The sequence below is a fragment of the Achromobacter xylosoxidans A8 genome (assembly GCF_000165835.1).
GTDB lineage: Bacteria > Pseudomonadota > Gammaproteobacteria > Burkholderiales > Burkholderiaceae_B > Achromobacter > Achromobacter xylosoxidans_B.
Genome location: NC_014640.1, coordinates 6,106,103 through 6,128,779 on the forward strand (window position 1 = coordinate 6,106,103; position 22,677 = coordinate 6,128,779).

General features: G+C 67.4%; 18 protein-coding genes. 5 read left to right on the forward strand and 13 right to left on the reverse strand.

The features are described from left to right. The 9 genes from AXYL_RS28150 to AXYL_RS28190 all read right to left on the reverse strand — a co-directional run bounded on the left by AXYL_RS28150 (position 1) and on the right by AXYL_RS28190 (position 12,223). Positions 1-2,703: a type VI secretion system Vgr family protein gene (locus tag AXYL_RS28150; protein WP_013396284.1), complete on the reverse strand. Its 2,703-nt coding sequence runs from the start codon at positions 2,701-2,703 to the stop codon at positions 1-3. 14 nt (positions 2,704-2,717) lie between these two features. Further along, positions 2,718-5,417 carry a type VI secretion system ATPase TssH gene (gene tssH / locus AXYL_RS28155; protein WP_013396285.1) on the reverse strand — a complete coding sequence of 900 codons (2,700 nt, stop codon included), beginning with the start codon at positions 5,415-5,417 and terminating at the stop codon, positions 2,718-2,720. A gap of 18 nt (positions 5,418-5,435) precedes the next feature. After that, entirely contained in the window at positions 5,436-6,527 is a 1,092-nt protein-coding gene (gene tssG / locus AXYL_RS28160; protein WP_041654374.1) for a type VI secretion system baseplate subunit TssG, read from the reverse strand. Further along, a complete protein-coding gene (gene tssF / locus AXYL_RS28165) occupies positions 6,491-8,329 on the reverse strand; it encodes a type VI secretion system baseplate subunit TssF (RefSeq protein WP_013396287.1) in 1,839 nt (612 codons plus the stop codon). The genes tssG and tssF overlap by 37 nt, the downstream gene beginning before the upstream one ends. A 54-nt stretch (positions 8,330-8,383) precedes the next feature. Then, a complete protein-coding gene (gene tssE, locus AXYL_RS28170; protein WP_013396288.1) occupies positions 8,384-8,872 on the reverse strand; it encodes a type VI secretion system baseplate subunit TssE in 489 nt (162 codons plus the stop codon). A 62-nt stretch (positions 8,873-8,934) separates the two neighbouring features. Continuing rightward, the gene (locus AXYL_RS28175) at positions 8,935-9,438 is read right to left on the reverse strand and encodes an Hcp family type VI secretion system effector (protein ID WP_006395404.1); all 504 of its coding nucleotides are present in this window, start codon (positions 9,436-9,438) and stop codon (positions 8,935-8,937) included. Positions 9,439-9,478: 40 nt separating this feature from the next. Next, positions 9,479-10,972 (reverse strand): type VI secretion system contractile sheath large subunit, encoded by a 1,494-nt coding sequence (gene tssC, locus AXYL_RS28180; RefSeq protein ID WP_013396289.1) that lies wholly within the window; start codon positions 10,970-10,972, stop codon positions 9,479-9,481. Beyond that, positions 10,965-11,489 (reverse strand): type VI secretion system contractile sheath small subunit, encoded by a 525-nt coding sequence (gene tssB / locus AXYL_RS28185; protein ID WP_013396290.1) that lies wholly within the window; start codon positions 11,487-11,489, stop codon positions 10,965-10,967. Before tssB ends, tssC begins: the two co-directional genes overlap by 8 nt. Before the next feature lie 44 nt (positions 11,490-11,533). Beyond that, entirely contained in the window at positions 11,534-12,223 is a 690-nt protein-coding gene (locus AXYL_RS28190) for a hypothetical protein (protein ID WP_013396291.1), read from the reverse strand. A gap of 189 nt (positions 12,224-12,412) precedes the next feature. On the opposite strand from AXYL_RS28190, the gene tssJ reads away from it, so the two are divergent. The 5 genes from tssJ (at position 12,413) to AXYL_RS28220 (ending at position 21,095) form a co-directional block, all read left to right on the forward strand. Then, the gene (gene tssJ, locus AXYL_RS28195; protein ID WP_237709949.1) at positions 12,413-13,030 is read left to right on the forward strand and encodes a type VI secretion system lipoprotein TssJ; all 618 of its coding nucleotides are present in this window, start codon (positions 12,413-12,415) and stop codon (positions 13,028-13,030) included. 81 nt (positions 13,031-13,111) lie between these two features. Continuing rightward, complete coding sequence (tssK, locus tag AXYL_RS28200; protein ID WP_013396293.1) at positions 13,112-14,458, forward strand: type VI secretion system baseplate subunit TssK; 1,347 nt, start codon at positions 13,112-13,114, stop codon at positions 14,456-14,458. Between the two features lie 9 nt (positions 14,459-14,467). Beyond that, complete coding sequence (icmH, locus tag AXYL_RS28205; RefSeq protein ID WP_013396294.1) at positions 14,468-15,247, forward strand: type IVB secretion system protein IcmH/DotU; 780 nt, start codon at positions 14,468-14,470, stop codon at positions 15,245-15,247. A gap of 39 nt (positions 15,248-15,286) precedes the next feature. Beyond that, positions 15,287-20,488, forward strand: coding sequence for a type VI secretion system tip protein TssI/VgrG (tssI, locus tag AXYL_RS34485; protein ID WP_013396295.1), 5,202 nt, complete (start codon positions 15,287-15,289; stop codon positions 20,486-20,488). Continuing rightward, positions 20,469-21,095 carry a hypothetical protein gene (locus AXYL_RS28220; RefSeq protein WP_013396296.1) on the forward strand — a complete coding sequence of 209 codons (627 nt, stop codon included), beginning with the start codon at positions 20,469-20,471 and terminating at the stop codon, positions 21,093-21,095. The genes tssI and AXYL_RS28220 overlap by 20 nt, the downstream gene beginning before the upstream one ends. 23 nt (positions 21,096-21,118) lie before the next feature. Here the strand turns inward: AXYL_RS28220 and AXYL_RS28225 are convergent, their stop codons facing one another. The 4 genes from AXYL_RS28225 to AXYL_RS28240 are packed head-to-tail and all read right to left on the reverse strand — an operon-like array spanning position 21,119 to position 22,539. Continuing rightward, on the reverse strand, positions 21,119-21,469 hold the full coding sequence (locus tag AXYL_RS28225) for a hypothetical protein (protein WP_013396297.1): 351 nt from the start codon (positions 21,467-21,469) through the stop codon (positions 21,119-21,121). A 19-nt stretch (positions 21,470-21,488) separates the two neighbouring features. Further along, entirely contained in the window at positions 21,489-21,851 is a 363-nt protein-coding gene (locus tag AXYL_RS28230; RefSeq protein ID WP_013396298.1) for a hypothetical protein, read from the reverse strand. Between the two features lie 9 nt (positions 21,852-21,860). Continuing rightward, complete coding sequence (locus AXYL_RS28235) at positions 21,861-22,229, reverse strand: hypothetical protein (RefSeq protein ID WP_013396299.1); 369 nt, start codon at positions 22,227-22,229, stop codon at positions 21,861-21,863. Then, positions 22,222-22,539, reverse strand: coding sequence for a hypothetical protein (locus AXYL_RS28240; RefSeq protein WP_125470144.1), 318 nt, complete (start codon positions 22,537-22,539; stop codon positions 22,222-22,224). The genes AXYL_RS28235 and AXYL_RS28240 overlap by 8 nt, the downstream gene beginning before the upstream one ends. Between the last annotated feature and the right edge of the window lie 138 nt (positions 22,540-22,677).

The following is a 22,677-nucleotide window of genomic DNA, read 5'->3' on the forward strand; positions in this document are numbered from 1 at the left end:
TCAGCCCAGCGGCACCACGGCGCCGCCCCGCTGGGCCGCGCCGCGCACCCGGGCTTCGCACAAGGGACTGGCTTCGTTGAAGGCCAGATTCGCCTGGCTGCTTTCCGGGCCGACCCAGTTATGCACGCCTGCCTTCAATTCGACCTTGCCCGGCGCATGCAGCTGAATGCCGCCGCCTTCCACCCGCATGTAGGCGCCACCCGCCGTTGCCAGCACGCGCTTGGCCGCCTGCACCGTCACGCCGGCCTGCGCCGAGGCGAAGGTCACCGCCTTTTCAGCGGACAGCGTCATCTTGGCGTCCTGGCTGTGCAGGCGCAGCTTGCCGCCGGCCGCATGCAGCAGCAGTCCCTGGCCCTGCACCGGGCTGCCGCCGGGCGCCTTGCGTCCCAGTGTGAACAGCACCGCGCCGCCGGCCACGCCCATCGCAACGTTGGCGCTGCTAACCCAGTTCACGTCCGGCGCCACCTGCGCCAGGGTCGCGCCGGCCACGAGAAATGCGTCGACCGGCGTGTACTGCCCGATACCGCTGGGCGCGCTCACCTGGAGCTGCGGTTCGCTATAGGCCGCGACGGGCTCGCCTTCGGGCGCGTCCTGTTTCGCATCGATCACCTCCAGCACGTGCTTCAGCGCGTCCTGCGCCGGCAGCGTTTCCGGATCGCCTTCCAGCACGGCCTTCTGCCGCGTTGCCGCCTGCGCCAGTTCCTCGGCCGCGCGCATCGCGTTCTCGATCTGCAGGCCCGCCTCCTCGCTATCCAGCAGCGCGCCCTTGGCGTTCTTGCGCGCGTCCGCGCTGATCAGCAGCCCCGCGCCGCCGCGCAGCGCCACCGCCTCGCGGGTCGACAGTTCCGCGCCGTGACCCAGGTCCTGCAGCCTTTCGTTGTCGCGCTGCTGCTTGATGTGTCCCAGGTTCAGGCGGCTCTCGGCCTGCGTGGTCGAAGCCGTCAGGCGCGACTGTCCCGGCGTGTCGTCGTGCACCAGCTGGTTGTAGCCGCCAGTACCCTGCCCGCTGCTGGCGAGCGCCTGCGTCTTGAAGCCGGACATCACCACGTTGTGCGCATGGCCGTCGGCGCCGCCGGCGAACCAGGCGGGCGCGTTACCGGTGGCGTTGGCGGCGCCGCCCTGCACCTGGTTGTGCGACGCGTCCTCGGCACCCGCGCCGTTGTAGAGCGCGCCAACCACCACGGGACGGTCGATGTCGCCGTGCAGGAACTCGACCAGCACTTCCTGACCGACGCGCGGCACAAAGTTGCCGCCCCAGTCGCCGCCTGCCACGGGCTCCGCGACGCGCACCCAGGTGCCCAGCTCATCCTTGGCGGGCGCGTTCTCGTCGCCCGAGGGATGTTCCAGGCGGCTGCTGGACGCCTTGCCGCGCTGCCAATGGAACTGCACCTTGACGCGATGATCGCGGTCGGTATGCACCGGCGCTTCCGCGCCCACCACCAGCGCGGTCTGCGCGCCGTACACGGTGGGCCGGGGATGCAGGCGCTCGCCATGTCCGTCGCGCGTGGCCTTGCGGAATTCAGTATCGATGCCGATGCAGGTAAACGTGTTGCGGTAGAAGTCGGCCTCGGCCGCCTCCGGACCGCTCTCGCCCAGCGCCTCGCGCACGGCGCGGCCCAGGTCCTCGTCGAAATTGTTGCGGGCCTCGTGCCGCACGGCGATCGCCACGTAGTCGGACCCGCCCTGCTGGTAGTGCCCGGTCAGTTCGAAGCGCTGGCCTGGCGCCAGCGTGCGCACGGTGCCCGCGCCCTCGCAGCTGTCCTGGCCCACGCGCAGCGCGGCCAGCGCAATATGCGCCAGGCGTTCGCCCTGCGCGCTGTCCTCGTAGGCGTACTGGCCGGGATAGTCGTTGACGACCAGATCCATCGCGCCCTTCGCGGCGCCGCCATCGACCTGCGCCGCTACTGGTCTGGCCTGGGCGCTGCGGTAGTCCCAGCTGGCCATGCGCACCGCGTTGGTCTGCCAGCGCGCGCGCCGGCTCCACTGCTGGATGCTGTCCTCGGTCTCCGTGACATCGGCGCGCGCGAAGCGCACGCTGGCCTGCGGGCCGGGCAGGAAGGCGCCGTTATGGTCGGCGATGATCAGCGTGTGGCTGCCCTCGCCTTCGCCGCCTTCGTGCTCCACCCAGTAGAACAGGCCCTCTTCGGCCAGCAGACGCTCGACGAAGGCATGGTCGGTCTCGCGGTACTGCACGGTCAGGCTGCGCTTGGCGTACGCGGCGCGGTCCTTCACCACCCAGCGCCACTGCGGCGCGAGGCCTCCTTGGTCCTTATAGTCGCCAAAGATGCTGTCGACGATTTCAAAGACCGTCTTGTCCTGATAGGCAAAGCTGTCGCGGCGCGCGCGCAGAAAAGCGAGCCAGGGCTCCAGCGTCAGCCCGTAGCGCGCCATACCACCGTTGGCGCCCTGGAACTGCGCCGCCGTGATGTAGCCGTTCCAGACGCGCGGCTGGTCGCGGCCCAATGCGGTCTGCAGGCGCAGGGTCGCCGGCTTTCCCAGCAGTTCGGACAAGGGAATGCCGGCATCGTCGGACAGGGCGGTCAGTTCGAGCCGGAACGCGCCGTCCGACAGGGTTTCCGTGGCGGATAGCGTTTCCGCCACGAGCCGGTTCGCGCCCAGCGGCGTGCGCAGGTCCAACAGGCGATTGGCCTGATCGACCGACGCGATCGACATTCGGGAAAGGCCGGTGTTGTCCAAAGGCATGTCAGGCTCCGGCGTCAGGCAAGGCGATAGCGGAAGTCGCCGTTCTTGCCGGCAGTCACGCGGATGCGGGCAATGGCCTCCCCTTGTGCCATGCGGCCCAGCACCTGCTCGGCGATCTGCGGCAACAGCGTGCCGTTGAGGATGTGGTCCACATTGCGCGCGCCGGTATCCACCTCGGTGCAACGCGCCAGCACGGCCTCCACCAGCGCCTCATCCCATTCGAACAGGGCGCGGTGGTTGGCCTGGACCCGCTGCGCGATACGCCCGAGCTTCAGCCCGATGATGCGGGCCAGCGCGTCGTCATCCACCGGGTAGTAGGCAATGGTCTTCATGCGGCCCAGGAAGGCGGGCTTGAAGGCCTTGTACAGCTGCGGCGTCAACAGTTCCTGCAAGGCCTCGGGGTCGGGCCGCTCTTCGACGCTCTTGTTCAGGCAAGCCTGCATGATGGCCGACGAGCCGACGTTGGACGTCAGGATGATGAGCGTGTTGCGGAAATCGATCTCGCGCCCTTCGGCGTCATCCATCACGCCCTTGTCGAACACCTGGAAGAACAACTCCAGCACGTCCGGATGGGCCTTCTCGATCTCGTCCAGCAGCACCACGCTGTAGGGCTGGCGGCGCACCGCCTCGGTCAGCACGCCGCCCTCGCCGTAGCCCACGTAGCCCGGCGGCGAGCCCTTCAGGCCCGATACGCTATGGGCCTCCTGGTACTCGCTCATGTTGATGGTGACCAGCTTGCGTTCACCGCCGTACAGCACATCCGCCACGGCCAGCGCGGTTTCGGTCTTGCCCACGCCCGAGGGGCCGATGAAGAGGAACACGCCCTTGGGCTTGTTGGGATCTTCCAGGCCGGCGCGCGCGGTGCGCACGCGCTGGGCGATGGCGTGCAGTGCATGGTCCTGGCCGATGACGCGCTCGGCCAGCAGGGGCTGCAGTTCCAGCACCGTGCGGATTTCGTCGTTGACCATGCGGCCCAGCGGAATGCCGGTCCAGGCCGACACGATCTCGGCGATGACCTGTGCGTCCACGAAGGCGGGCACCAGCGGCGCCTCGCCCTGCAAGGCGCGCAGCTGCTGCTGCAATTCGGCCAGTTGCGCCTGGCCGGGCGTGGCGGCGGGTTCGGCCGCCTTGCCCGAGCGGCGCTTGCCGGCGGGCTCTGGCGCGGCGTCCGCGCCCGCCGCCTCCAGCTCCTCGCGCAGCGCGTGGATCTGCCTGACCAGCTCGCTTTCCTGCGCCAGCCGCGCTTCCGCGTCCGTCAGCGCGGCGCGCGTGGCGTCCATTTCCAGGTCCAGTTCGCGCAGGCGCGCGGACTGTGCCGCGCCCGCCGCGGCTTCCCGGCGCAGGGCAGCACGCTCGGTCTCCAGGCGCGCCAGGCGGTGGCGCGCGTCGTCGATCAGCGCCGGCGTGGCGCTGCGGCCCAGGGCCACGCGCGCGCAGGCCGTGTCCAGCACGCTGACGGCCTTGTCCGGCAGTTGGCGGCCGCTGATGTAGCGGTGCGACAGGCGGGCCGCGGCGACGATGGCCTCGTCCAGCACGCGCACGCCAAAATGCTGCTCCATCAGCGGCGCCATGCCGCGCAGCATGCTGGCGGCCAGTTCCTCGCTGGGCTCTTCCACCTTGACGACCTGGAAGCGGCGCGCCAGCGCGGCGTCCTTCTCGAAGTACTTCTTGTATTCGCTCCAGGTGGTGGCGGCGATGGTGCGCAGCTCGCCACGCGCCAGCGCCGGCTTGAGCAGGTTGGCCGCATCGTTCTGCCCGGCCTGCCCGCCCGCGCCTATCATGGTGTGGGCTTCGTCGATGAACAGGATGATGGGCGTGGAGCTCTGTTTGACCTCGTCGATCACATTCTTCAGACGGTTTTCGAATTCGCCCTTGACGCTGGCGCCAGCCTGCAGCAAGCCCATGTCCAGCGTGCGCAGCGCGACGCCGGCCAGTGCCGGCGGCACGTCGCCCGCCACGATGCGCAGCGCCAGCCCTTCCACCACCGCAGTCTTGCCCACGCCGGCTTCGCCGGTCAGGATGGGATTGTTCTGGCGGCGGCGGGTCAGGATATCGATCATCTGGCGGATCTCGGCATCGCGGCCGATCACCGGGTCGATCTTGCCCTCGCGCGCCCTTTCCGTCAGGTTGGCGGTGTACTGGTCCAGCGCCGGCGTCTTGGACAGGCCGGCCGCGGCGGCCGCGCCATCCTGCCCGGCGTCGCCCGCCGGGCTGTCGCCCAGCGCCACCGACTGACCCGCCTCTTCGGAGCCCGCCGTCAGCGCGGCGTAGTCATGCTTCAGCTCGTCCAGGCGGAACGATTCGAACAGGCGCGAACCGCGCCGCGCCAACTGGGCCAGATCCGGTTCGGTCAGCAAGGCCAACAGCAGATGGCCGGAACGGATGCGAGTGGTCTGCGTGTCCAGCGAGGCGATCAGCCAGGCATGCTCGAACAGCCGCGGCAGATGCGGCGAGAACACCGGCGTGCGCGTGTTGCCATTCTTGAAGCCGCGGATTTCCGCGTTCAGGTCCGCTTCCAGCACCGCCGACTCGATGCCGCTGCGCCGCGCCACGATGCTGAAATCGCTGGCCGGCTTTTCCAGCAACGCCAGGAACAGGTGCTCCAGGTCCACCTCGTAGTGCCCCTGGGCCATGCACAGGCTGGCGGCGCGCTCGGCCGCCTGGCGGCAGGTCTGGTTGAGCTTTCCAATCAGGGTCTTCAAGGGTGTGGCCATGTTCTAGGTCGTCTAGTCTTAATGAATGGTGTGCAGTTCGTAGCTGGCGTCGTCGCGGTCGGACGCCACGGCCTCGGTGCAAAGAAAGGAATTCCAACCCAGGCGCGCGCCGCCGCCTTCGCCCAGCACGCTGCCGCCCACGTCTTCCTTGGCCATCACCAGCCGCACCTCGTACTCGAAGCTCATGCCGCCGAACATGGTCAGGAGCTTCTCCAGCGCCTGGGCGCGCGCGCCGCCGGGCAGGAAGTCCGTGAACGCCTCTTTGGACAGAGGGCCGATCCACAGCCGGATGCGCATGTCGCGTTGCCAGATGCGGTCGCCGGCCATGGCGGAGACGCCCAGCACCGCGCCAGGCATGCCCAGCTGCGTGCGGTTCTGCGGCGGTACGTGATACCAGCGCCCGACGAATTGCTCCACCCGCAGCGCCACCTGGAAATAGTCCGCCAGCACGCGTTGCAGATAAGCCGCCGAAACCGGCCGCTGGCGCGCCGCCGCGGCGTAGTGCGCCAGCGATTCGTCGAACACCCGGCCCTGTCCCGATTGCAGGCGGTCGCGCAGCGCCGGATGGCCTATGCCTCCCAACGCCAGCAGCAGCGGCAGGTAGTGATGGTCCTGTTCGGTCTCGTGCCGCACGGGCATGCGGTACTTTTTCCAGGCAGCGTAAAACAGCGCCGCCGCCCGGTTGGAGAAGATATCGAAGAAGGCGCGCGCGCCACGGTCGCGCCGCGAGCTTTCGCGGGTGCTCAGGATCTCGGTGTAATGCAGCGGCATGGCGCCCTGCGCGCCCAACAGGCCGAAGAACGCCGGCTCGATTTCCACCCGGCCCAGGTTGCCTGCCGCCAGCGCCGCCAATCTTGACTCGGTGTCCTCCAGCGCCTGGCCCTGCTTGTCATAGGCCGTCAGCGCCGCGATCTCGCTGGCGGGAAAAGCCAGCGACGACGAATTCAGGAAACGCAGGTGCGCGGGCACGGCATTGCGCGCGCGGCTGCCTTCCTGCCGGGCGAACCACGACTCCAGCACCCGCACGGCCTGGAAGAACTTGAAGCGCTGCGGCTCGGCCAGCAGTGATTCGATTACGCTAGGATCGCGTCGCCGTTGCATGGAGCGCACCGTAGGATTTCGTCCGCGCCGCGGCGCGACAGCACGACCAGCTGCACGAAGCTGTTGGCGTGCACGTAAAGGCCGAAGAAGCGGTTGATCACCGCCACGAAGGCATGCAGGCTGGTGCCGACGAAGTTGTCTTCGTTGATCGTCAGCCGGATTTCAATGCCGCGCACGAAGGTCGCGAAGGGCTCGCCAGGCATCCAGTGCGTGGCGGGCTTGTAGTCCAGTCCGACCAGCCCTTCTATCTGGCGCGCCGCCACCGCGGAATGCGACAGGTCATACAGCCGCAGCGTTTCCTTCAGCGCGGGCAGACCGCTATGCACCAGCGACAGATGGTTCAGCGCCAAGTGGGAAATGAGCCGCCAGTGCGCCGCCCGTCCCTGCTGAAAGCGGTGCGTGTGCGTGGGCCGGCGCAGCATGCGGATTTCGCGCGCGATCGAACCGCCTTCCAGGAACAGGTCGCCGCCCGGCTGCCCCACCGCCAGATGCGCGGGCAGGTCGCGGTTGGTGCATGTCAGCTCCAGGCTCAGGGTCTCGGTCTGCGGCAGCGAGGGATCGAAATCGATGTCCACGATGGACAGTTCCATTTCGTAGCCGGGGCTGCGCTCGGCCACCATGGAATTGCGCCGCGCGGTCCAGTAATGGCTGGCGCCATCGGGCGTCTCGCCATGATGCAGCGAATAGAAGGGCCGGAACTCCACCACCGAATCGCCCTGCGCGTTCTGCCGTACCTGGCGCACGCGGTCGATCGAATAAATCTCGTAGCCATAGGCGCGGCGCGCGTCTGCCACCACCGGATAGGAGGCCTGCGCATGGGTGACGCGGATGGGGTCGGCGCGCTGCGCGAACAGATTGACGACGGGCGTGCAGCCCAGCCGGAAGTTGTCGGACGAGGCCGATTCCAGCAGACGCGCCGTATTCGAGTCGGCGCGCACGCCCTTCAACGCCAGGTGCAGCGTGAATTCGCGCACCGGACCCGCCGCGCGCCGCAGCGCCGCCAGATCGATGTCGACGAAATTGAATTTCTCGGAGAACGCGAAGTACTCGGCCAGCAGCCGGTAGGCGGGATGCGAGCTGGCCGGGAAGTCGATCAGGGCTTCGTCCTCGGACAGCCCCACCTCTGCCAGCGGCACGTCCTGCATGCGGTTCCAGCGGCCCGGCTGCGTTTCCAGATAGGCCGCAGCCGTGCGCAGGAACAGACAGTCCCGCAGCGCGGCCACGAACGAGGGCTCGCCATGCAGGTAGACGCGCAGGCGGTCCACCGCCAGGTTTGAAAAGTTCTGCGTCTCGGCCAGGCAGGCCAGTGTCAGCGACAGCCGGCCCGTCACCCCTGCCGGCAGGCTGGCCGCCGACGGCGCGTTGGCCGTGGCGGCGAACACCGCCTGGCGGATGCTCACCGGCGCCAGAGTCACGTCGTATGCCGTGCGGAAACGGCACGCGACGCCGCGCACGGGGTGCGATTTCAGTTCCGTGCCGCGCGCCATGCGCACGGGCGCGGTCAGCTGCGAGGCCATGCCGCCCATATCGAACTGCGCCACCGAGCACGAGGGGAACGGGCGCAGGTAGTGCGGATACATCACCTCGAACAGCGCTTCCGTGAACTCCGGATAGTCGTCGTCCAGCTTCTTGTTGATGCGCGCGCCCAGCAGGGCGAACGATTCGATCATCCGCTCGACGTGCGGATCCTCGCAGGTTTCGCCGGACAGCCCGAGCCGCGCGGCGATCTTGGGATAGCGCTGCGCAAAATCGCGCGACGAACCGCGCAGAAAACCCAGTTCGCGTTCGTAGTAAGGCAGCAGTTCTTCCATCTTTCCCTTCTTCGCTGGCGGCATGCCGTCAGCGCCCGCGTGCATGGTTTGTTATCAGGCGGCGGCGGCCGCGGCCTTGGCCCGGCCCTTGCTCACCGAGTACTGCAAGGTCGACGGCTGCAGCGTCGCGTCGAACGTCACTGGCTCGTGGGCAGGCCCCACGTCCAGCATGGCGGTAATCGCGAAATACAGCACCGAGGTCGCGCGGCTGTCCACCTGCAGCAACACCCGCACATGCGTCAGGCGCGGCTCATGGCGGGCGATCGCCTGCTCCAGCGACCGGCAAATGAACTCGCGGTCGTAGTGGCTGGCCAGGCTCAGGCCGGAAAAATCCGACAGACCATAGGTCAGGATGGACCGCTGGCAATTCGGATAGCGCTTGAGCGAGTCTTCGGTGAAGACCATGCGCGTATTGAGCAGGGCCTCGATGTCGCGCGCGACCGTTTCCTTGATTTCTTCCACCGACAGGCGTCGCAGCGCATGCGGTGTCTGCCCGTCCCCGTCGAACAGCTTGTCGAACAGGCTGGGTTCGAATCCCTTCATCGCGGCCTCATTGGGCAAAGGCGCCGGACCGGCCGGGGCCTTTGCCATTCATGCGGTCAGGTTCAGACCGAGTACGTCTTGTCGTTCTTGGTGAGGCTCCATGCGCCCTGGGCATTACCGCCCTGGTTGCCGCCCACCTTCTGCTGCGTGTACTTCCACTGCACCGCGGCGTACTTCAGCGAGAACGATTCGTGCGGCAGGCCTTCGCTGACGACTTCCGGCGCCACGCGCGAGATGATCACGTACTTGAGCTTGATTTCCAGGTACTTGACGCGATTGCCTTCGCCGTCGGCGCGCAGGAAATCGATGGTCACTTCGTCGAAGGTGGTGCCGCCGGACGCGTGCTGATACAGCAGCGGGCTGACCACGTCCAGGTCCTTGGTGAAGACCATCTCGCCGTGCTCGGTGCGCTCGGCGGTATGGCCACCGGAGGTGGAGGCGGTAGCCGAACGCGGCTGGATGATCTCATGGCGCCACGATCCGACTTCGATCCAGTCCGGATGGTCTTTGTCCTGCGACTCGCCCTTGAGTGCGGGATTGCCGAATTTGACGTAGATGTCCTTCATTAATAGCCTCTCCAGTTAAAAACGTCGAATCTGACGGTGATCACGATTTCTGGGCCTGGGCGGGAAGTTCCGCAACCAGGCGCAGCGAAATCGAAAGCTCGTCGAGCTGAAAGTGAGGCCGCAAAAACGCCACGGCCCGGAACACGCCGGGACGTCCCGGCACTTCGGCAACCTGCACCGATGCCTCCCGCAAGGGGAACTGCGCCTTCTGTTCCTGGCTCGCGTTGTCGTCCAGCAGCACATACTGCGAGACCCAGCGGTTCAGGAAGCTCTCGACAGATTGCGCGGAGGCAAAGCTGCCGATCTTGTCTCGCATCATCGCTTTCAGGTAGTGCGCCACGCGCGATACCGAAAAGATGTATTGCAACTGCGCCGACAGCACCGCGTTGGCGTTGGCGCTGTCGGTGTTGTACTTCTTGGCCTTCTGCACCGACTGCGCACCGAAGAACGCGGCGTAGTCCGAGTTCTTGCAGTGCACCAGCGGGATCAGGCCGAGGTCGCTCAGTTCCTTTTCGCGCCGGTCGGTAATGGCGATTTCCGTCGGGCACTTCAGGGCGATCTCGCCGTCGTCGGTCTTGAAGGTGTGGGTCGGCAGGTTCTCGACCAGGCCGCCGCCCTCCACGCCGCGGATCGCCGCGCACCAGCCGAAGTCGGCGAAGGCGGCGGTCAGGCGCGCGCCGAAGGCCCAGGCGGCGTTGCACCACAAGTACTTGGCGTGATCGGTGCCGTCCACTTCCTCGACGAAGTTGAAGCCTTCCACCGAGGTGCCTTCCTTCGGGTCATACGGCAGGCGGCCCAGGAAGCGCGGCATGGTCAGGCCCACGTAACGCGAGTCTTCCGAGTCGCGGAAGCTGCGCCACTTGGTGTATTCCACGGTGTCGAACACCTTGGCCAGATCGCGCGGGCGGCCCAGGTCGGCAAAGCTGTCCAGGCCCAGCAGCTCGGGCGAGGCCGAGGCGATGAAGGGCGCGTGCGAGGCCGCCGCCACGTGCGACATCTGCTCGATGAAGTACATGTCCTCGGGCTGGCGCGTGACTTCGAAGTTGCCCAGCAGCGCGCCGAACGGCGAGCCGCCGAAGGTGCCGAACTCTTCTTCGTAGACCTTCTTGAACATCAGGCTCTGGTCGAAGTCGATGGCGGTCTGGAAGTCGCGCACCAAGTCGCGCTTGGTGACGTTGAGCACCTTGATCTTCAGCATCGGCCCGGTGTTGCTCTCCTGGCACAGGTAATGCAGGCCGCGCCAGGTGCTTTCCAGCTTCTGGAACTCGGCGCCATGCATCACTTCGCTCAGCTGGGCCGAGATCAGGCGGTCCAGTTCGGCCACGCGGGCGTCCAGCATCGCGGACAGGTTGTCCGATACGACGACGGTGCCCTTCATGACTTCGCGGGCCAGTTCGCCGATGAGATCCTTGGCGCGGTCGTGCTCGGCCGTGGACTTGGCCACGCGGCTCTGTTCGACGATCTGGTCCAGCAGGCCCGAGTCAGCCTCGGCGGCGGGCGCGGATACGTTCTGCGCGGCGGCGGAATTACTCATTGCTGCCTCCCTTGCCGTTCTTGCCGGCTTCGCTGGTCAGTTGCTGCAGTTTTTCCGTGCTGCTGAGCACTTCACCCAGCAGGTCTTCCAGCTTGTCGTTGCCGGCCAGCTTGTTGCGCAGGTCGGCCAGCTTGGTGCGGATGTCCAGGAGCTCCTTGAGCGGCTCGATCTGCTGCACCACCGCTTCCGGGCGGAAGTCCTCGACCGAACGGAACTTCAGGTCCACGCCGAAGGTGCCGCCTTCGTCGGTCAGGCGGTTCTTCACGCGGTAGGCGGCGCGCGGTTCCAGGCCGCGCATCACGTCGTCGAAGTTGTCGACGTCGATGTTGACGAACTTGCGGTCCTTCAGGCGCGGCAGTTCGGCTTCGGACTGCGCGCTGAAATCGCCGACCACGCCCACGACGAAAGGCAGTTCCTTCTGCTCGATCGCGTCGCCCTTTTCGACGTCATAGGTCAGCTGCACGCGCGGCGGACGTACTTTCTGGAGTCTTTTCTGAACGCTTTCTTTCTTAGCCATGGGGGCTCCAAGCGAAGTGCATAGTGAAGAGGCCGTGGGCCCGATCAGGGTTTGAGGAGATTGCCGAAAGGATCCGGCGCGCGGCCGGCCGGGGCCGCGCCAGTAGCCGCCGGAGCCGTGGACGGCGTTGCGGAGGGGTTCGCCGCGGGCTTCGCGACGGGGTTTGCAGCGGGGCCTGCAGCAGATGTTGCGGGCGTTGCGGCCGGCGTCGTCGCCGCCGCATTGGCGGCGGGCTTGGCCTGCTGCCCGGCGGCTGCGCCCTGTGCATCGTTGCGCCGCGGCTGGCGCGGACGCGGCGGCTTGTAGCCCTCGGGGAACAGCACGTCCTGGCCCAGGGTTTCACGCATGGCGGCAGCCAGCGCCACCGCATCGGTGCGGGCATTGCCGGCGAGCAGCGCATTGGCGCGCAGATCGGCCAGCGACTGCATTGCCACGCGCAAGCCGCCCACCGCGCGCACGGTCTTGGCTGTGAAGTCTTCGGGGTCGCGATTCAGCGCTTCATCGGCCGCGACGATGGCCTCGCCGTACTTCTGTTCGTCGAAGCGGATCTTCGCGATGTACGACCACGGCTCTCCGCGTGCGGGATTGAGCAGGGCGATTTCCTGGAACTCGGCGACCGCCTGATCGTTGCCCTTGCCCGCCAGGGTCTGCGTGGCGTGCGTCATCGACTGCTTGTACTCGGCGTCGGTCTGCGGCTTGGGGGACGTGGCGCAGCCCGCGAGGAAGGCCAGCATTCCGCTGATGAGGAGAACCCGGGATATGTGCATTTTTTTGGTATGTAGGAGGGTGTAACCAAGGCCGCGTATTTCAACAACCTTTTGTTAGCGCCACACTACAGTGCATTACGTCATGTAACTTGCCACGAAACTTCGCTCATCGTGCCGCGATCTGTATGTTGTCGCAGCCTTCCGGTATAAAGAGCCATGTCAAAACATCTCTATTTTTCTCGGTGCGTGGCGATGGCCGCCGTCATCGCGGCAAGCCCCGTAATCAGCGGTTGCGCGGCGGTTTCAGCGATCGGAGCGGTGGCGGGAATGACCGGCGGCATGATGGATATGGCGGGCCTGAAAAAGGACCCGAATGCGCCCGTCGATGTGAAATTGGCGATACACGCCGGAGAAAATTTGAATGCGAGTAGCGGCCAGCCCATGGCTGTGGTTACGAAAATATACTATTTGAAGAATGCCGAGGCATTTCAACGCGCACCGCTCACGCAATTGGTTGATACTGACGCCGAAAAGGCGGCATTGGGCGACAGCATCATCGCCTCGCGCGAAGTCACCCTGACGCCGGGACAGCGTTACGAGCACCTGGAAAAAGTGCCGAAAAACGCTGCCTACATCGCTGTCGCGGGCTTGTTCTACGCGCCCGCGCCGCAGCGCTGGAAATATGTATTCGAAGTAAAGACCGCCGAGGACAGCGGCATCGTCATGGGCGCCCATGCCTGCGCGATGTCCGTGGTCACTGGACAGATCGTGTTGCCGCCGGGCATGCCCGGCTTCGACCCGGCCCGCCTCGGCTCGGTGCAATGCCCGAGCTGAACGCGAGCCGCCCGCGCCCATGGCCGCGTCTCGCCGCCGTCATCAACGCCCTCTCTATATAAGAAGCAAGAGCCAAAAAACGTGAGCCATTCAGCGAAGATATTGTGGGGAGAGGGGCTGTTCCTGCGGCCCCAACACTTTCAACGCCAAGACGCGTACCACGAGGCCCGCCTCGCGGAAATGAGCCGCGCGCTGCATCCCTATGCGTGGGGCTTGCGCGCAGCGCGCTTCGACGCGGCGGCGCTTGCCAACGGCATGCTGCGCGCCACCGAGCTCTCCGCGATCTTTCCCGACGGCGAGATCTACAGCGCGCCCCACAACGACGACCTGCCGCCCGCGGTAGCGCTGGACGGCCTGGACGGCGCCAGCACGGCGGTGTTCTACCTGGCGCTGCATCCGATGAAGGACGTGGGCGGCAATTACCGCGACACGCGCCAGGAACAAGGCTTCGACGCGCGCTATGCGCATCAGGACAGCCCGGCGCCGGATCTCTACACCAACGCCAGCACGGCCGAACTTGCCTTCCTGCGCAAGAACGTGCGCCTGCTGTCGGAACACGAGCCGCGCGACGCGCTGCTGACCATCCCCGTGGCGCGCGTGCGCCGCACCGCCAGCGCCGGCTATGAACTGGACACCAGTTTCGTCGCCCCCAGCGTCACGGTGCAGGCTTGCAGCGCGCTGTTCGAGCAGCTGCGCCGTCTGCTTGACGCGCTGCAAGCCAAGGTCAACGCGCTGTATGGCTTTCACCGCGAGCCGAACAAGAACATCATCGAATTCCGCTCGGGCGACGTGGCCTCGTTCTGGCTGCTGCACACCTGCAACGAGGCTTATTCGGCGCTGTCGCACCTGTTCCACAATCCGCAGCTGCATCCCGAGCGCCTTTTCCAGGAGATGCTGCGCTTGGCGGGCGCGCTCATGACCTTCTCCAAGGTGCACACGCTGGCGGACCTGCCGGCCTACCAGCACGACGCGCCGGGCGCGGCCTTCGCGCAACTGGACGAGATCCTGCGCGACCTGCTCGACACCGTCATCTCCACCCGCTACTTCTCCATCGTGCTGGAAGAGCTGCGCCCCTCGTTCCATGTGGGCCGGCTGGACTCCGGCAAGCTCGACGAGACCACCGCGCTCTACCTGTCGGTGTCCGCCGCCACGCCGGCCAGCGAACTGGCCGAGACCGTGCCGCTGCGCTTCAAGGTGGGCGCGCCCGACGACGTGGAAAAGCTGGTGCTTTCCGCCATGCCCGGCGTGCAGCTCGTCTACACGCCGCAGGTGCCGCCCGCCGTGCCCGTCAAGCCGGGCGCGTGCTACTTCACCCTGCAGACGCGTGGCTCGCTATACGACCGCATGCTGCAGGCGCGCAGCATCGCCATCTATGCCCCCTCGGGCATACCCGATCTGAAACTGGACCTCATCGCCGTCACCCGCTAGAGCCTGCCCATGACCGCCGACGCGCCTTCCCTGATGCCCGGAGCCTCGCTCCCTCCCCGAGCCGCCGATTTTTACGGTTCGCGCCCCGCGAAGTCCTTGCTGGACCTGCTGTACGACGGCTTCCTGATGCTGTTCCTGCTGAAAAGCGGCCAGGAACCCGTCGACGCCGCTTCGTTCTCGGCGCGCGTGCAGCAGTTCCTGGCGGACTTCGAGCGCAGCGCCAAGAAGATGGATATCCCCGCCGAGGACGTCTACGCCACCAAGTACGCGTTCTGCGCCGCCGTGGACGAGACCGTGCTGAACTCCGGCTTTTCCATCCGCGACGCCTGGATGCTGCAACCGCTGCAGCTGACCCTGTTCGGCGAGCAGCTCGCCGGCGAGAACTTCTTTGCCCGCCTGGAAGACCTGCGCGCGCAGGGCGCGCCGCGCCTGCAATCGCTGGAAGTGTTCTATATGTGCCTGCTGCTGGGCTTCCAGGGCAAGTACATGATCGAAGGCCAGGAGAAGCTGGGCTATCTCACGGCGCGGCTGGGCGACGAGATCACGCTGCTGCGCGGCAAGCGCTCGGGCTTCGCGCCGCACTGGCCCCTGCCCGACAAGATCGCCCACACGCTCAAGCGCGACGTGCCGCTGTGGAGCATCGGCGCGCTGTTCGCGCTGCTGGGCCTGCTGGCCTATCTGGGCATGAGCCACTTCCTGAACCGCGACATGCAGACCGCCATGGCTCCGTACCATGACATCGTCAAGATCGGGCCGCGCGCCGCGCACCTGACCATCTCGCTCCCCTGATTCGCTACCCTGACAGCCGCAGGCCGACCGCTCCACACCATGACCGACCGTTCCCAAGCGCCCGCCGGATTCAGCAGCCTGGATGTTGCCGCCCTTTCCCAGAACGCCCGCATGCTGCAAGTGCGCACGCCGCTGGACGCGGCGCTCGCCGTAGAGCGCATGAGCCTGCGCGAAGGCGTCTCCGAACTGTTTGCCCTGACGCTGGACTGCCTGGCGTCCTCGGCCGAACTGGACGTACAGGCCCTGCTGGGCCGCGAGATCAGCGTCAGCGTGCTTCTGGCAGATGGCGGCAGGCGCCAATGGCATGCGGTGGTCGAAGGCGTGGACGCGCTGGGCGCCGACGGCGGCCTGGCGCGCTACCGGCTGCACGCCGCGCCCTGGCTGGCGGCCCTGGGCCTGCGCCGCGACAGCTTTCTGTTCCAGGACAAGTCGGTCACCGACATCCTCACCGAGATCTTCGCCGACTATCCGCAGGCGGCCTACTCCTTCGACATCGCCGAGCCGCCCGCGCCGCGCCCGCTGCGCACGCAGTACCGCGAAACCGATCTGGCTTTCGTACTGCGCCTGCTGGCCGAAACCGGCTTGAGCTTCCGCTTCGACCATCAGCAGGGCGAGCAGCAGGACGACGCCTCGGGCGGCGCGCGGCACCGGCTGGTCGTGTTCGACACTCGCGCGGCGCGGCCCGCCTGCCCCGACGCCACGCTGCGCTTTCACCGCAGCGACGCCACTGAAACCGAAGACAGCATCACGCGTTTCGGCGGGGCCCGCGCGGTGCAGTCCAACGCCGTCACCCGCCTGGCCTGGGACGACCGTAAGCTGCTTGCGCACGCGGCGCATGCGCAGTCCGACGTCCCGGCCGGCGCGGTGCCTCGGCTTGAAGACTACGACTACGATGGTCACGGCCGCTACGCCGACAGCGACGGCGCGGAACTTGCAGCCGCGCGCAGCCTGCAGGCGCATGAAGCTCGCATGGTGCGCTTTGACGGCGGCGGCACGGCCCGCCAGATGATGCCCGGCCATGACTTCACGCTGACCCAGCACAGCCGCTATGCCGCGGGTTCGGGCCAGGCCGTCGATGAGATGGGCGGCAACCGCTACACGTTGCTGCACGTTGAACACGAAGCCGCCAACAATCTGGGCAGCCAGGCCGCACGGGCGCTGGGCGAATCCGACCTGGAGCACGGCTCGTACCGCAACAGCTTCAGCGCCCTGCCTGCGGCCGCGCCGCTTGCGCCCGGCTGGCGCGCCAAGCCCACGGCCCCCGAGGGCCTGACAGCCGTGGTGATGGCCGCGCAGGACGCGCCCATTTCCTCGGGCCGCGACCTGCGCATCAAGGTGCAATTCCCCTGGCAGCGCGGCGCGCGTCCGCTGCCGGGCGGCCTGGCGCATCGCAGCCATGGCGACGACACTGGCAACGCGCCGGGCGACGACAGTTCCGGCACCTGGCTGCGCGTCGCCGGCGCGCAGGCCGGCCCCAATTGGGGCGCGCACCATCTGCCGCGCAAAGGCACCGAGGTCCTGGTCGAATTCCTGGACGGCGACATCGACCAGCCCGTGGCTTCGGCGCAGCTGTACAACGATGCCGACCTGCCGCCCTGGTCCGCCGGCGAGGACGCCGCGGCCAACCACCCTGGCACGCTCAGCGGCTGGCACAGCAAGGGCCTGGACGACGCGGGCCACAGCCAGTGGCTGTTCGACGACACGACCCGGCAGATGCGCACCCGCCTGTCCAGCTCCATCGGCGCCACGCAGCTGGGCCTGGGCTATCTGGTCGACCAGGCCGCGGACGAATCGAACCGCGGCGCATGGCGCGGCACCGGCTTCGAGCTGCGCTCGGATGCCTGGACCGTGGTGCGCTCCGGGCAAGGCATGCTCGTGTCCGCCAGCGCGCGCGAAGACGCACGGTCCACCCAGGCCGACGCACAGGAAGCGCTGACGCGCCTGCGCGGCGCGCAACATGCGGCGCAACGCCTGGATGCCGCGGGAACGAAGCGCCAGGCGCGCGCGCTCGCGGCCACCAGCCAATATGACGCGCTGACCCGCGCCATCGACCCCAAGGGCGATGGCCGCTATCCGGGCAGCGTTGGGGGCCAGCAGGCGGTCAAGGCCGGCGGCGGCGAACGCAGCGGCACCGAGGCGGTCGAGCGCATCGACGGCGCCCGCATGCTGATCGACGCGCCGTCCTCCCTCAACTTTGCCACGCCCGCCTCGGCCATCCTGCACGCCGGCGAGAACCTGCACGTCACTGCGCTGGCGGACGGCCACGTGGCCGCGCGCCAGACCTTCGCCACGGCTTCCGGCCGCTCCACCAGCCTGTTCGTCCAGGACGGAGGCATCCGCGCCGTCGCCGCCGAATCGCCGGTGTCGATCCACGCGCATACCGACATGCTGGAGATGCTGGCCGGCCAGGACATCACCGTCACATCCACCTCCGACAGCATCGAGATCCTCGCCAACAAGAGCATCACTTTGCAGGCCGCGGGCGCCAGCATCGTCATGAATGGCGGCGACATCCTGTTCAAGGGACCGGGCATGTTCTCGGTCAAGGGCGCGTCGCACAATCTGATCGGACCGGCCAGCGATGCGGCCGCGCTGCCCGCGCTGCCGTCCACGCAGGTGGGCGACCCGATGCTGGTCACGGCCGAGCTGGTGCACCGGCCCAAGGCCAAGCTGCAGGCGCAGGCCAGCTCCGGCCAGGCGCTGAATGCCGCCGGCGCGACTGGCTCGGTAGCCGCCACCGCACCTGCCGCCGCAGCCCCCACGGCGGCTGCGGCGGCAGGTGCGCAAGGCTCCGTGCTTGGCAGCGCGGGCGCCGCGCTTGCGAGCGGCGCGACTGCCGTATCCAAGGGCCTGACCGCCGCAGCCGAGGGCGCGTCGGGCATGCTGAACCAGGCCAAGACCCTGGCCGGCGAAGCGCTCAAGCCCGTGCAGGAATTGAGCGCGATGGCCGGCAAGACCCTCAAGGCCGCGAGCGATGCCGGCTCGGACCTGATGTCCGGCGCCATGACCAAGGCCGGCGGCATGGCCAAGACCGCCATGCAGAATGTAGCGCCCTCGTTCGCGAACGGCGCCGCGGCCTCGGCGGCAGGCAGCGCCACGCAATCCCTGGCCAGCATGGCGACGCCATCGCTGATGGATGGCGGCCTATCCACCATGACGCAGGGCGCAGGCGACGCGCTGGCCGGCGCCGTATCCATGCCCCAGGCGCTGACCGACGCGGCAGGCGCCGTGTCCAAGGCCGGAGGCATGGCGTCGCAGGCGTCGGACCTGGCCTCGCAGGCGTCCAGCCTCGCCACGCCGGCCGCGGGCGCCGGTCCATCCGCCTCGGGCGTGCTGTCGGGCGCTTCCGGCGCCGCCACGGCAATGGGCAACGCCACCGCCGCCTCCGCGCTGGGCGCCGCCTCCAGCCTGACAGCGGCCGGCAGCGGCGGCGTGGGATCCGCCATCGGCCCGGTCATGACCCAGGCCATGGGCGCCATGGGCGGCCGTCCCGCCGCGCTGAGCACGGCAGTGAACTCGCTGCTGACCATGCCCGACGTCAACCAGGGCAATCTGCCGGCGGTGGCGGGCGCGATCCTCAGCACGCCGGGCCTGACCGACTCCGCGATTCCGTCCGTGGTCGGCGCCATCCTGCAATCGCCCACGATATCCAGCGCCACGCTGCCCAAGGTGGCGGAGGCGATCATGAACATCCCCGCGGTGGCCAACTCGCCCTATCCGGCGATGGCCAAGCGGGTCATGGAAATGGCCGGCGTCAGCTTGCCCGGCCCCGTCGCCAAGCCTGCGGGCGCGGCCGGCGGCCAGGATGCAGGCGGCGCCGCCCCGGCCGGGACGCCGGATGCCGGCGCGCCCACGCCGTCCGCCTACCGGGCCAGGAGCGGCGCCAAGCTCCAGTACGTCAACCTGCGGGAAGAGGACGAGGTCTGGAACGACGGCCAGGCGCTCGACAGCCTGGACCGCCAGACCAACAAGCCCAGGATCCGCGTGCGCTTCAACAAGGGCGGCCAGCATCGCTTCAGCGTCAAGGTCAGCCCGCGTCCGGGCAACGCGGTGTACTCCGCGCGCGAGCAAAGCCGCCAGCCGCTGTATCGCGAACCCAATCAGCGCTCCTACAGCTACGTGACCGACGCCGACGGCACCAAGGTGGTCGACAACATCACCCTGCCCGCCGCCGGCCTGAACACCTATACGTTCGAGGTGGTGAACGACAAGAACCAGATCATCTCCACGGAACAGGTCGAAACCGCCCGCCGCCTGTATATCCAGGAGATCATGCTGCCCGGCCCCGAGACGCTGGCGCGCCGCCACGGCTTCCAGCCGACCGCGACGGAATACGCGCGGCACGGCGTGGACGTCGTGCAATTGCCGCCCGTCAGCGCGCGCGGCGACGCCAACATGGACGTGTTCACGGACGACGGTTATGAACGCCTGCGCCGGTTGGCCGCCTCCGTCTACCCGGGGTCGCAGGGCCCGGACCACGAGCCCTATACGCTGGTCGTCTGCCACATCGACCGGCTGGCCTCGATGCTGCCCGTCCAGCCCATTTACGTGCAAGCCTCGGCCGGTCCCGGCGCAGGCGACAAGCAGGTGCAGTTCGTCGGCGCCGATGGCAACCTCAGCTTCCTGTGGTATCACATCGAGCCTGGCGTGGACTGGTACGTCGAATGCCTGTTCGAGTACACCGACCCCGCGGCCGGCATCAGGCAGGTCGCCATACCCAAGGACCGACTGACCCCGGTGCCTTACGACCCGGCGAATCCCAAGGCCTGCCACGCCCTCAACATCCGCATGGCGGGCCTGGTTCCCGTGCCGACCTCGGGCAAGATCATCCTGAAGGTCCGCTTGATGGAAAGCTCCGCGGGCGGCGTGGCATTCCCCGGCACCAACCTCCTTGGCGTGGCGGCGATGAGCCCCTGGGAACCCAACACGCTGGATTATCTGCAGCAGACGCTGGTACACGAGATCGGCCACCTGATCGGCATGACGCCCAGCGGGCCCGAGTGGGCTCGGGCCCACCCGGACGAAGCCGAAATGGACTCGTCCAAACTCGACAAGGGGCCGTATTTCTATTCCCAGTTCGGCAACCACTGCCACTTCGGCCTGCCCGCCAGCCAGGCCGATCCCAGCCACACCGGCTCCTGCGTCATGTTCGGCGGCGACTGCGTCAGCATCCGCTTCTGCGCCAGCTGCGCCCAGGCCGTACGCAAGACGGACATGTCCAATGGCTGGCCCTCGTTCTGACGCGCAGCGCCGCCTGGCGCCGGCACTGGCCCTGCTGCTCGCGGCCGCGATGGCCATGGCCGCGCCTGTCGCCGCCACGGCCGCGCGCCCCACCCCTCATACCCAGAAGACCACGATGAATACCGACTGGATCGATCCGCCCTCGTTCGCCACCGCCCCCATCGGCACGGCGAACGACCACGCCTGCATCCCGCCCAACCATGGCAGCGACGACCAGCTCAACATCGCCGCGCCCGCACGCGTGCGTCCGCAAGCTTCCGGCGCGCTGGTCATCCCGGTCTGCGCGCAAGGCATCATCCCCGTATCGCAAAACCAGAAGCTGCCGCGTTTCGTCGCCGTCAATACGCAGACCAAGGCGGTCTATGAAGGCGTGGCCTACGAATACAAGCCGCGCAAGCGTCCCGGCATGGAGGTGGACGAAATCCCCAGCTCGCGTCCGCCCAAGGGCATCCCCATCAGCCCGGGCATCAGCGTCAGCACGCAGTTCAGCACCGACCTGGCGGCGCAGGTGCAGCTGCCGAAGGATCCGGCGGTCTACGAGGTGTATATCGAATCGAACGGCGTGCGCTCGAACACGGTGAAGATCGAAGTGCAGGCGGCGAAGTAAGCGGCCCGTTTGCGGCGGCTGCCTCAGCCGCCAGACTGGCGGCGCGGGCGGTTCCAGATCGCACCGCCCCATATCCAGCCCGCAAGGGCCAGCGCCAGCATCGCGATCATGAATTCCACCCGGTGCTGCTGCGGCACGGGATTGAGGTGGGACAAGGTCAGGAAAGGCTCCACCGACAGGAGCTCGGTAGCCGCAAGCGAACTGAAAAACATCGCCAGCACCAGTCCCGTAAAGCGCGGACGCGCGCCGCGCGTCTCCTTCTCGCCCGTGACGAACCAGAGCAGGCGGATAAGTTGTATCGCCGTCGCGGCGAACGGCACGCAGATGGCCAATGCCAGGGCCCCAAACGCAAGAAGATCGTAGATCGAGATCATGCGTCGAACCTGGCGGCGGCTAAGAAGCGCGGACCCCGATCATGCGCAGCACGCGGTCCCGGATCGACCGCCCATAAGCCCAGCACCAGACGGCCAGCGCCAGCATCGCAACGGTGAAGTAAGCCCTGGCCTCGATCGGCACCGGATTCATCTCCGAGATCGTCAGAAAGGGTTCATAGCCCACGAAATCGCTAGCGGCCAGGGTGCTGAAGATCAGCGCCAGCACCGGCCCCGTGAAATGCGGCCGATCGCCGCGCGTGGTCTTGTCGGCCCAGAAGAACCAATGGATGAAACGGCTCAGCTGGATGGTCACGGCGAACAGCGGAATGACGACGGCCAGCAGCAGGACGAAAAGGGCAACGAGGACTTGGGGCGGAAGCATGGCGGGATTTTAGCCGCTGTGGCGAAGGGCGCGGCGCCCGATACGCGCGCGCAACGCCAGCCCGAACACCGCCATTCCCATCGACAGGGACAGCAAGCGCAGAGCTTCCAGCGCCTTGTCGAAGTAGGCCGGTTTGCCAAACTGGGTGGCGACGCTGTAGCCGAAGACGGCGTACGCCATGCAAGCCAGCAGAAACACCGCCATCAGCGCAATCGTGGCATCGCGCACGGCGCGCCACGCTCTGGGCGACAGCCCCGGAAGGTTGGACTCCACACACAGCAGGATTCCAGCGCCCCACCAGAGCGGAACGATCTGGAAAATCCCCCAGGCCAGCAACTCGCCGGACTGCAGGACATTGGCGGGATATACCTCATTCATGGCCGCGCTCCCGCTTCGCCATTCTCCGATGGACCAGCAGGACGATCAAGGCGGTAAGTAGAGACGGGCTCATGTACGGCATCAGCCCAAGCAGCGGAAACTCGTAGCCGCTGTCATGGTTGGTCGCCAGCCAATAGAACATGCCCAGCAGGACCAGCGCGAATACCCAGACGGCCAGCATTCCAGCTGATATCCCGCGTCTGAAGGACCGCGTCCCCAGCCTGCCAAAATGCTGGGGCCACCGGCAGATGATCAGCGCCAGGATGCCCGCCGCCGGCACCAGGTAGGCCGTCGACTGGGCCATCAACATGCCAGACTCGGCAATCGCAGCAAGGACCGCACGCAAATTCTTCTCCCTGGGCTAGAACCGATGCTCTCAGCGCAATCTGTGGCGCAGCATCGGGCCGATCAGCGACAGGATCAGCGATGGTCCCAGATGATAGGGCAA